We start from the raw sequence: 10281 nt of genomic DNA on the forward strand, positions 1-10281 counted from the left end.
AGGCCCGCGTCGCCGCCATCGGCGGGCGCACCGGAGGGAAGATCGCCGCATGACCTACGACCTCGTCATCAAGGGCGGCACGGTCGCCACCGCCTCCGATACCTTCCGGGCGGACGTCGGGATCAAGGACGGCAAGATCGTGGCCCTGGGCCTCGGCCTCGACGCGGCGGACGTGATCGACGCGACCGACAGACTGGTGCTCCCCGGCGGGATCGAGGCGCATTGCCATATCGCGCAGGAAAGCTCGTCGGGCGGCATGTCGTCGGACGACTACTGGACCGGCTCCGTGTCCGCCGCCTTCGGGGGCAATTCCTCCTTCGTCCCCTTCGCCGCCCAGCACCGCGGCATGGGCGTGACCGAGACATTGGAGGTCTACGACGGCCGCGCCGCGCCCAATTCCGTCATCGACTATTCCTACCACCTGATCATCTCGGACCCGACCGAGACCGTCCTGAAAGACGAACTCCCCGCCGCCTTCGCCCGCGGCGTGACCTCGTTCAAGGTCTTCATGACCTACGAGAAGACCCGGATCGACGACCGCCAGTTCCTCGACATCCTGACGGTCGCGAAAACCCACGGCGCCGTCACCATGGTCCATGCCGAGAACCACGGCATGATCCAGTGGATGGTGGAACGGCTGGAAGCCGCCGGCCACAAGGCGCCCCGCTACCACGCCCCCTCCCACCCCGCGATCGCGGAGGCGGAGGCGATCTACCGCGCCGTGTCGCTCGCCCGCCTCGTCGACACGCCGCTGGTCATCGTCCACGTCTCCACCCCCGAGGGCGCGCGCATCGTGCGCGACGCCCGCGCGGAAGGCGCCAAGATCTTCGGCGAGACCTGCCCGCAGTATTTCTTCCTGACCCGCGACGACCTCGACCGTCCGGGGATGGAGGGGGCGAAGTTCATGTGCTCGCCGCCGCTCCGCGACGCCGCCACGCAGGAGGTTCTGTGGCGCCACCTGCAGACCGGCACGTTTTCGCTGTGGTCCTCCGACCACGCCCCCTACCGCTATGACGAGACCGGCAAGCTCGCCAACGGCCCCGAAGCGCCCTTCAAGTCCATCGCCAACGGCATGCCCGGCATCGCCATGCGCCTGCCGCTGCTGTTTTCGGAAGGCGTCAACAAGGGCCGCATCACGCTCAACGACTTCGTGGCGCTGTCGTCCACCAACGCCGCCAAGCTCTACGGGATGCACCCGACCAAGGGCGCGATCTGCATCGGGGCGGATGCGGACATCGCCATCTGGGACCCGGACCTGAAAAAGACCGTCGCCGTCGCCGACCAGCACGACAACATGAACTACACCCCCTTCGAGGGGATGGAGCTGAAAGGCTTCCCCGTCACCGTCCTCAGCCGCGGCCGCCGCATCGTCGAGGACGGGGAGCTGAAGGCCGCGCGCGGCTCCGGCCGGTTCATGGCCCGCGCCACCCCCGACATGACCGGCCGCCCCGGCGCCACGGTCCCTGAACTCAACCCCGCCACCAATTTCGGCGCGAGGATCGCCCCATGACCGCTCCCGGCCCCATCCTGCTGGTCAACCCCAACTCGAACGAAGCCGTCACGATGGGCATGCGCGACGCCGTCGCCGCCCTCGCGATCCCCGGCGGACCGGAGATCGAATGCCTGACGCTGGCCGAGGGCCCGTTCGGCGTCGAAACCCAGATGGACAGCGACTCCGTCGTCATGCCCCTCGCCCGCCTCGCCCAATCCCGGCAGGACGCGTCGGGCTTCGTCATCGCCTGCTATTCCGACCCCGGCATCGACGCCTGCCGCTCGGTCGCGCCCTGCCCGGTCTTCGGCATCCAGGAATGCGGCGTCCTCGCCGCCATGGCCCGCGCCGACCGGTTCGGCGTGATCGCCATCGCCGACGCCTCGGTGCGCCGCCATCGCCTCTACATGCGCCGCATGGGCGTGCTGGACCGGCTGGCGGGCGAAATTCCGCTGAACATGTCGGTGGCCGAGTCCCATTCCGGCGAAGGCACGTTCGCCCGCCTCGTCGAGATCGGCGGCGCCCTGATCGGCGACGGAGCCGAGGCCATCGTCCTCGGCTGCGCGGGAATGGCCCGCCACCGCGCGCCGCTGGAGGCGCGGCTCGGCGTGCCCGTCATCGACCCGGTGCAGGCCGCGACCGCGATGGCGGTGACCACCGCCATGCTGCGCGCGGCCGGCTGACCGCCCCCGCCCCCCCGCCATGAAGATCGAGCGCCGCAACGACCTCTCCCTCCGCCTGCTGGAGGTGTTCGGCGCGGTGATGCAGCACCAGACCACGGTGCGTTCGGCCGAGGCGCTGGGCATCTCGCAGCCCGCCGTCTCCACCGCCATCCGCGCGCTGGAGGCGCAGGTCGGCTTCGCATTGTTCGAACGCCGCAACCGCCGGATCCTGCCGACCGAGGAGGCGCTGAACCTCTACCGCGAAGTCGAGCCGATCTTCTCCATGCTCCGCTCGGTGGAGGGCCGGGTCCGCGACCTGCGCGCCGGGGCCGCGGGAAAACTGCGGATCATGGCGACCCCGCCGCTCGGCCATTCGCTGGCCCCGGTGGCGCTGAAACGCTTCCTCGACGCCCGTCCCGGCGTGGTGATCGACTATGACGTGCGCCGGGCCGAGACGGTGGCCGAGGCCGTGGCCGCCGGCGCCGCAGATATCGGACTGGTGCTGCTCGCCGCCCCGCGCAACGGGGTGGCCATCGAGGTGATCGGCGACGCCGACATGGTGGCGCTGGCGCCGCCGGGCCATCCGCTCGCGGCGCGCGAGGCGATCACGCCCGCCGACGCCGCCGAGGCCGGCTTCGTCGGCCTGCAATCAGGCTCCCGCCTCGGCGAGCTGCTGCGCGACGCCTTCCGGACCGCCGACACGCCCTATGCGCCGCGGGTCGAGGTCCGCTACTGCCACACCGCCGCCGTGCTGGCCGAGGCCGGGCTCGGCGTCGCGGTCGTCGACCGCTACACCGCCGGCTTCATGCAGGGGCCGAGCCTGGTGCAACGCCGCTTCCGCCCCACCGTCTCGGCGCCCTGCTGCGTGCTGACCCGCACCGACGCGCCCGTCTCCCAGCTCACCCTGCATTTCGCCGACGAGATCCGCCGCGCGGTGCGCGCCGACGCGGGCGAGCCGGTCTAGCCGCCGGGTCCCATTCCCTTCCGGTCCCGCGCCCCGCGCCGCGCCATCTGGCCCCTCCGGACCCGCCGCGTTGGCCCTGTCTCCGCGCCGCGATATCGGCAGGATGCGGCGGACCTCCTCCCTTGCCGGACCACGCCGCATGCCCCTCGCATCCCCCGCCCTGATCGCCGCCCTGCCCGAGGCGCCCACCCTGCTCGCGGCCGGGGGGGCGGTGCTGGGGGCGGCGGTGCTGCGCGGGGTGACCGGGTTCGGCTTCGCGCTCGCCGCCGTGCCGCTGCTCGGGATGATCGTGGAACCGGCGCAGGGGGTGACGGCGGTGATCCTGATGCAGGTCATGGTCGGCCTGCGCGACGTAGCCATGCTCCGGCGCAGTCTCGACATGCCCTCGCTGGGGCGGCTGGCGCTGGGCGCCTTGATCGGAACGCCGGCGGGGGTGTGGCTGCTGGCCTATCTGGACCCCGCCGCGCTGCGCCTCGCCATCGCGGCGACGGTCGCGGCGGGCCTTGCGTTCCTGCTGCGCGGCCCCGCCGCCGACGCAGCCCCGCCCGCCGACCGGCGCGAGGCGTTCCCGGCGGGCGTCGTCGCCGGCCTCTTCGGCGGGCTCGCCGCCATGGCCGGCCCCCCCGCCGTCGCCTATTTCCTGCGCCGCCGCACGCCCCCCGCCACGGCGCGCGCCTCGCTGATGTGCTTCTTCTTCGCCACCTCGGTCATGGCGCTGCCGGGCATGGGCGTCGCCGGTCTGCTCGACCTGCCGACCCTGGCGCTCTCGGTCTGCTGCCTGCCCCTGCTGCTCGGCGGAACCTGGATCGGCGGCCATATCTTCAAGCGCACCTCCGAGGCCGGCTACCGCCGCCTCGCCATCATCGTGCTGGCGGTGATGGCCGCGGCCTCGGCCATCCGCGGCGCGATGGGGATGTGGTTCTAGCCCGCCACCTCCCGCGCGGCTTCGGCCAGCAACCCGATCCCCGCCCCGATCCGGTCCAGCGGGATCGCCGCGAATCCCAGCCGCATCCGGTCCACCGGCGGGTCCGCGCGCAGGAAATGCACGTCCCCCGGCTCCACCAACACCCCCCGCTCCCGCGCCGCCGCCGCCACCGCCCGCGCGTCGAGCCCCCCCGGAAGCCGCGCCCAGATCGCCGAGCCGCCCGAGGTCGCGCGCAGCTCCACCTCCGGCATCCGGGCCGAGATCTCGGTCGCCGTCCGCGTCCAGCGCGCCGCCAGCCGCCCGCGCGTGCGCCGCACATGCGCATCCAGATGCCCCTCCGCCATGAAGATCGCCATCGCCCGCTGGTCGAGCGCGGGGGGGTGGCGATACATCAGCCGACGCAGGGCGCGCAGCTCCTCGATCAGCGCCGGCGCCGCCACCACGAAGCCCAGGCGCAACCCCGGAAACAGCGTCTTGGTGAGGCTGCCGACATAGATCACCCGCCCGGCGGAATCGTAGCTTTTCAGCGCCGCGCGGGGCGGGCCGATATGGTTCAGCTCATGCTCGTAATCGTCTTCGATGATGAGGAAATCCGCGTTTCGCGCCCGCTCGGTCAGCGCCATCCGCCGGTCGAGCGGCAGGGTCACGCCGGTCGGGCACTGATGCGAGGGCGTGACGCAGACCAGGTCGCAGGCGTCGAGCCGGTCCGACATGACCAACCCCGCGCCATCCACGCGGAGCGGCTCCAGCACCGCCCCCGCCGCCCGAAAGATGTTGAAGGCGTCGACATAGCCCGGATCCTCCAGCCCCACCCGCGTGCCCGGTTTGGTCAGCGCGGCGGCGATGAGGTAGAGCGCGTTCTGCGAGCCGACGGTCGCCAGCACCTCCTCCGCCCTCGCGCGGATGCCGCGCTGGGGCAGGACGCGGGTCAGGATCTGGGCGATCAGCATCGGGTCGTCGCCGTCCACCTGATCGCCGATCCAGGCCTCCACATGTCGGTTCGCCCCCGCAGCCCGCATCGCGTCCCGCCAGCGCGCGACCGAGACGTCGTCGGCGCTGACCTGCCCGTAAAGAAACGGGTAGGGATAGCGCCGCCAGTCGCCCGGTTTCTCGATATTGCGCTGGGCGCGGGCGTTGAGCGCGAAACGCGCCGGCCAGTCGGCCCCCGCCTCCGATCCGAACAGCGACGCGGTGCGGGTGTCGCCGCGCAGCGCGGCGACCTCGCGCAGATGCCGTTCGTCGATGAAATGCCCCCGCCGCGGAACCGAGCGCAGGAAGCCGTCGTCGATCAGCTGCTGATAGACCAGGACGGCGGTGTTGCGCGACACGCCCGCCAGCGCCGCCAGGTCGCGGGTGGAGGGCAGCGGCTCATGCGGGGGCGCCGCCCCGTCGAGGATCGCGTCGACCAGCCGCTCGCGCACCTGCTGCTGCAAGGTGCGCTCCGCCGTCAGCGGCTTGCGGAAATAGGGGTCGAGCATCGGTCCGTCCTGTCGCCATCGCCGCACCCGCGCCGCAGGCCCGGGCGGGTTTCGGCCCCGCCGGTGCGCGGAAGCGACAGGTCGCGCGCGCCATGCGACGCGCCCGCGATCTCCGCCCCCCGGCGCGCCTGCGCAGCGCCGGTCCAGACTGCCTCTTCCGACCCTGTGGCGCCATAGATTCCACTCTCTGGCTCTATGCCCGCGTTGCTGCGCCGCAATAGCCTTTTCAACGCAATGCGGAACCGGCCGCGGCGTCCATGCGCGGACGCGTCCGGACCGCCTCGCCTGAAAACTCTCGACAAAAAAAGCTCGCCTCAAAAAGTCTCGCCGACCAGCCCTGCCGAAACGCCATGGCGCGCCCGCCGGGCGAGGAACGGGGCGCCAACAGGGAAATGTTTCGATGACCGATCTCACTCACAAGACCGGCCCCAGCCGCCGCGCGATCCTCCGCGGCGCCGGCGCCATCGCCGCCGGCCTCGCCGCCCCCGCCCTCGTCAGCCGCCGGGCGCTCGCCTCCTCGGGCGAGCTGAACATCCTGATGTGGTCCGACTACCTGCCCGAGACCTTCGTGACGGCGTTCGAGAAGGGCACGGGCGTCAAGATCAACTTCACGGGCATCGGCTCGAACGAAGAGATCATCAACAAGATGAAGGCCACCAAGGGCCGCGGCTTCGACATCGTGTCGCCGACCAACAATCGGTCCTTGCAGTGGCAGCCGCTGGAGCTGCTGCAGCCCTTCGATCTCTCCCGCGTGCCGATGCAGAACGTCAACCCGGCGATGGCCAAGATCGGCGAAGTCGACTGGGCCTTCGGCGAGGGCGTCTACTGGGCCCCGCATATCTGGGGGACCGAAGGCATCGCCTGGCGCACCGACAAGTTCACCCCCAAGGGCGCCCTGCCCTCCTACGGCGACGTCTGGGCCGAAGAGAACGCCGGCAAGACCATGGGCCGCGGCCATTCGATGATGCTGGGCGCGGGCCTCTATATGGAGACCATCGGCGCGCTCGCGCCGGGCGACGTGTGGAAGGCCTACGCCTCGCCCGAGGCGATGTCGGAGGTCTGGGGCAAGATCACCGACTGGTGCATCGCCAGGAAGGGCAACGTGAAGCTGCTCTGGAACGACGCCGACACCCAGAAGAACGGCCTGCTCAACGAAGGCGTCATCGTCGGCCAGACCTGGGACGGCCCGCCGCTGGCGCTGAAGACCGCCGGCGAGCCGGTGATGTATGCGGCCCCGCTGGAAGGCGCGATGGCCTGGGTCGACGGCATGGCGATCCCGGTCGGGGCCGAGAACATCGACGCGATCTACGAGTTCATGACCTACGCCTACAACCCCGAACTGGCGGGCGAGGCCATCGACCACCACGGCTACAACTCGCCGGTGCTGGGCGCCGACAAATACGCCGGCGAGACCTACGCCAAGAACTTCGCCGACGCCTATCCGGGCGACGCGCTGGCCAACCTCAACCCCTGGCCGGCCGAGGCGCAGTGGTACGCCGACGCGCGCACCGAGTTCGTCAACAAGTTCACCTCCGCCTGAGCCTTCCTTTTGAAATCCGCGCGGACCGGGCCGTCCCGGTCCGCGTTTCTCATTTCCCCGGCCTTTTCCAACGTTTCGCGGAGCCCCGGATGACCAAAGACATCACGCTCGACTACGTCTCGGTGCAGTTTGGCGACTACGTGGCGGTCGACGGGGCGCATCTGACCATCGAGGGCGGCGAGTTCTTTTCGTTCCTCGGGCCGTCGGGCTGCGGCAAGACCACGCTGCTGCGCTGCATCTCCGGCTTCCAGGAGCCGACCGCCGGCCAGATCCGCATCGGCGGCAAGGACATGCGCGGCATCGGTCCGAACAAGCGCCCCACCGCGCTGATCTTCCAGAACCTCGCCCTCTTCCCGCTGATGACGGTGGCCGAGAACATCGCCTTCCCGTTGGAAGTCCGGGGGATCGACAGGAAGACCCGCCGCAAGCGCGCCGATGAGCTGCTGGAGCTGATCGCGCTCACCGGCCAGGGCGACAAGAAGGTGTCCGAGCTTTCCGGCGGCCAGAAGCAGCGCGTCGCCATCGCCCGCGCGCTCGCCGTCGAACCCGACATCCTGCTGCTGGACGAGCCGCTCTCCGCCCTCGACCTCAAGCTGCGCCAGCACATGCGTCGCGAACTGCGGGCCATCCAGAAGCAGGTCGGCCTGACTTTCATCTACATCACCCATGACCAGGGCGAGGCGCTGACCATGTCCGACCGCGTCGCCGTCATGTCGCGCGGGCGGATCGAGCAGGTGGGGATTTCGCGGGAGATCTACGACGCGCCGCGCACCGCCTTCGTCGCCTCCTTCGTGGGGGAGAACAACGCGCTGACCGGCTCGGTGCTGGCCCGCGCGGACGGCATCTCCACCCTCGACCTCGGCCTCGCCGCCCCGGTGCGCGTCGCGACCGCCGCCGGTCCCGGCGCCAAGCTCGACCCGGGCGCCGAGTGCATGGCCTTCATCCGCCCCGAGGCCCTGCGCCCCTGCGCCCCCGACGCGCTCAACGCCATCTCCGCGACCGTCACCCGTGAGGAATTCGAGGGGGCCCAACGCCACCTCGTCCTGACCGCTGCGGGGCGGGAACTCCGCATGACCCTCGTCAACGACGAGCGCGCCGGCGACTTCGGCCCCGGCGCGAACATCCACGTCGGCTTCGCCCCGGACATGGCCTGCGCCCTGCCCCCGGGCGAGCTGGCCTCGGCCTGAGGCGCGCCATGACAGCCCTCCGCGCCTTCCTCGCCGGCTTCGTCGACCGCAACGGCCTGCCCGTCGCGATCTATCTGGGGCTAGCCGTCACCCTCTGGGTGTTCCTGCTGGTCGCGCTGCCGCAGCTGGCGATGCTCGACTTCTCCTTCCGCCACAACCTCCCCCCGTCGCGGATGGGCGGCCCGGACGACACCTATACGCTGGAACAATACCGCTACTTCTTCCTCGGCTCCGAGATCAGCGGCGGCGACTGGAACGCGCTCGACATCGGCGTGCTGGTCAAGACCCTGATCGCGGCGGTGGCGGTGACGCTGATCGACCTCGCCATCTGCTATCCCGTCGCCTACCTGCTCGCCCATTCCGCCAAGGGCGCCGCCGGCCGGCTGATGGTGCTGGCGCTGATCGTGCCGTTCTGGGTCAACGAGATCCTGCGCGCCTTCGCCTTCCGCATCCTCTTCGGCGCCACCGGCGTGATCAACGCATTCGGCATGTCCGCCGGTCTCTGGGACGTGCCCTTCGACTTCGTGGGCGAGGATGTGGCGCTCTATGCCGGCCTCTCCTACGCCTATATCCTGCTGATGATCTTCCCGCTCTACAACGCCATCGAAAGCCTCGACCGCAACCAGATCGAGGCGGCGCGCGACATGGGCGCCTCGGTCATCCAGGTGCATGCCAAAGTGGTGATCCCCTATGCGAAACCCGGCATCGCCTCGGGCTGCACCATGGTGTTCATGCTGACCGCCGGCGCGCTGGCGGCGCCCCAGATCCTCGGGGGCCCGTCCAACCTCTGGTTCACCCAGATCGTCTACCAATGGTTCAACGACGGCGGGAACTGGCCGCGCGGCTCGGCCTACGCCATCGTGCTGCTCGCGGTCTGCATCGGTTTCGTCATGCTGATGATGCGCATCTTCCGCGTGTCCATCGGCGCCATCGGCCGGTGAGGATCCCAGCATGACCAAAGGTCCCGCGATCCTGCTGCCGTTCCTCTATCTCGCGCTGTTCTTCGCCTATCTCTTCGGCCCGCTCTTCATCATGGCGATCACCGCCTTCAACTCGGCCGGGTTCCCCCGCGTCTCCCCTTGGGAGTGCCTGACCTTCGGCTGGTTCGGCAAGCTCGCCCAGGACACACGGCTGCTGGAGGGGATCGGCAATTCGCTGATCATCGGCGTCGGCGTGGTGCTGATCGCGGTGCCGATCGGGCTCGCCGCCGCCCTGACCCTGAGCCAGGTCGGCCCCCGCCTGCGCGCCTCGCTCTACACCGTGTTCATCGCCCCGATCCTGGTGCCCGGCGTGGTCATCGGGCTTTCCACGCTGATCTTCTGGGACCGGATGGGGACGATGCTCGGCGCCGGCTACGACAGCCTGTTCTACGACGGCATCTGGCTGACCGTCGTCGGCCAAGTCACCTTCATCGCCGCCTATTCGATGCTGGTGTTCCTTTCCCGCATCGCCCGCTTCGACCCGACCCTGACCGAGGCGGCGCTCGACATGGGCGCGACCCCCACCCAGGCCTTCGTCAAGGTGCTGCTGCCGTTCATGGCGCCGGCCATCGCGTCGGCCGCCGTGCTGGCGTTCCTAGCCTCGATGGAGAACTACAACACCACCGTCTTCACCATCGTGGCCGAGAGCACGTTCACCACCGTCCTCGCCTCCAAGGTCCGCTACGGGCTCGACCCCTCGATCTCGGCCGTGGCCGTCATCATCGTCGCCGGCACGCTGATCCTCGCCACGGTGTTCGAGGTCGCCAAGCGCCGCCAGTCCCGCGCCGCCGCCGGCCTTCTGGCGCTCGACAGGCCGGCGCTGAAGCAGATCGCGCATCCGCTGTTCGTCGCGGCCCTGCTGGCGGGGCTGGCGGCCTGGGTGGTCTGGACCGGGGCGAACCATGACAGCTCGGTCTGCGAGCTGAGGGTGCTCGAAGACAAGCGCGTCCTCCAGGAGCAGTTCGAGCAGGAGCGACGCGAGCGGCTGGAGACCCTCGCCCCCTCGACCTCCGGCGCCTCCGGCGCGCCGGGCCCCCAGGGCGGCGCCTTCGCCCC

General features: G+C 70.5%; 9 protein-coding genes. 8 read left to right on the forward strand and 1 reads right to left on the reverse strand.

What is annotated here, in order from left to right; translation table 11 throughout:
* Positions 1-49: 49 nt before the first annotated feature.
* The 4 genes from hydA to ACTB72_RS17895 all read left to right on the forward strand — a co-directional run bounded on the left by hydA (position 50) and on the right by ACTB72_RS17895 (position 4040).
* Complete coding sequence (gene hydA, locus ACTB72_RS17880; RefSeq protein ID WP_463038365.1) at positions 50-1510, forward strand: dihydropyrimidinase; 1461 nt, start codon at positions 50-52, stop codon at positions 1508-1510.
* Complete coding sequence (locus ACTB72_RS17885) at positions 1507-2172, forward strand: aspartate/glutamate racemase family protein (protein WP_463038366.1); 666 nt, start codon at positions 1507-1509, stop codon at positions 2170-2172. Before hydA ends, ACTB72_RS17885 begins: the two co-directional genes overlap by 4 nt.
* A gap of 19 nt (positions 2173-2191) precedes the next feature.
* Positions 2192-3115 carry a LysR family transcriptional regulator gene (locus ACTB72_RS17890; RefSeq protein WP_463038367.1) on the forward strand — a complete coding sequence of 308 codons (924 nt, stop codon included), beginning with the start codon at positions 2192-2194 and terminating at the stop codon, positions 3113-3115.
* A gap of 139 nt (positions 3116-3254) precedes the next feature.
* Positions 3255-4040 (forward strand): sulfite exporter TauE/SafE family protein, encoded by a 786-nt coding sequence (locus ACTB72_RS17895; RefSeq protein WP_463038368.1) that lies wholly within the window; start codon positions 3255-3257, stop codon positions 4038-4040.
* On the opposite strand, the gene ACTB72_RS17900 is transcribed toward ACTB72_RS17895, so the two are convergent.
* The gene (locus tag ACTB72_RS17900) at positions 4037-5518 is read right to left on the reverse strand and encodes an aminotransferase-like domain-containing protein (protein ID WP_463038369.1); all 1482 of its coding nucleotides are present in this window, start codon (positions 5516-5518) and stop codon (positions 4037-4039) included. The two genes, ACTB72_RS17895 and ACTB72_RS17900, sit on opposite strands and share 4 nt — an antisense overlap.
* Before the next feature lie 400 nt (positions 5519-5918).
* On the opposite strand from ACTB72_RS17900, the gene ACTB72_RS17905 reads away from it, so the two are divergent.
* The 4 genes from ACTB72_RS17905 to ACTB72_RS17920 all read left to right on the forward strand — a co-directional run.
* Positions 5919-7058, forward strand: coding sequence for an extracellular solute-binding protein (locus ACTB72_RS17905; protein ID WP_463038370.1), 1140 nt, complete (start codon positions 5919-5921; stop codon positions 7056-7058).
* Between the two features lie 89 nt (positions 7059-7147).
* On the forward strand, positions 7148-8245 hold the full coding sequence (locus ACTB72_RS17910; protein WP_463038371.1) for an ABC transporter ATP-binding protein: 1098 nt from the start codon (positions 7148-7150) through the stop codon (positions 8243-8245).
* An 8-nt stretch (positions 8246-8253) separates the two neighbouring features.
* On the forward strand, positions 8254-9186 hold the full coding sequence (locus ACTB72_RS17915; RefSeq protein ID WP_463038372.1) for an ABC transporter permease: 933 nt from the start codon (positions 8254-8256) through the stop codon (positions 9184-9186).
* A 10-nt stretch (positions 9187-9196) separates the two neighbouring features.
* On the forward strand, positions 9197-10281 hold a 1085-nt coding region (locus ACTB72_RS17920; RefSeq protein WP_463038373.1), incomplete at its 3' end, for an ABC transporter permease.

This window comes from Albimonas sp., from assembly GCF_055129145.1.

Coding starts and splice junctions, on each gene's coding strand:
- hydA (WP_463038365.1), top strand. CDS start 50: ATGACCTACGACCTCGTCATCAAGGGCGGCACGGTCGCCACCGCCTCC.
- ACTB72_RS17905 (WP_463038370.1), top strand. CDS start 5,919: ATGACCGATCTCACTCACAAGACCGGCCCCAGCCGCCGCGCGATCCTC.
- ACTB72_RS17895 (WP_463038368.1), top strand. CDS start 3,255: ATGCCCCTCGCATCCCCCGCCCTGATCGCCGCCCTGCCCGAGGCGCCC.
- ACTB72_RS17915 (WP_463038372.1), top strand. CDS start 8,254: ATGACAGCCCTCCGCGCCTTCCTCGCCGGCTTCGTCGACCGCAACGGC.
- ACTB72_RS17890 (WP_463038367.1), top strand. CDS start 2,192: ATGAAGATCGAGCGCCGCAACGACCTCTCCCTCCGCCTGCTGGAGGTG.
- ACTB72_RS17910 (WP_463038371.1), top strand. CDS start 7,148: ATGACCAAAGACATCACGCTCGACTACGTCTCGGTGCAGTTTGGCGAC.
- ACTB72_RS17900 (WP_463038369.1), bottom strand. CDS start 5,518: ATGCTCGACCCCTATTTCCGCAAGCCGCTGACGGCGGAGCGCACCTTG.
- ACTB72_RS17885 (WP_463038366.1), top strand. CDS start 1,507: ATGACCGCTCCCGGCCCCATCCTGCTGGTCAACCCCAACTCGAACGAA.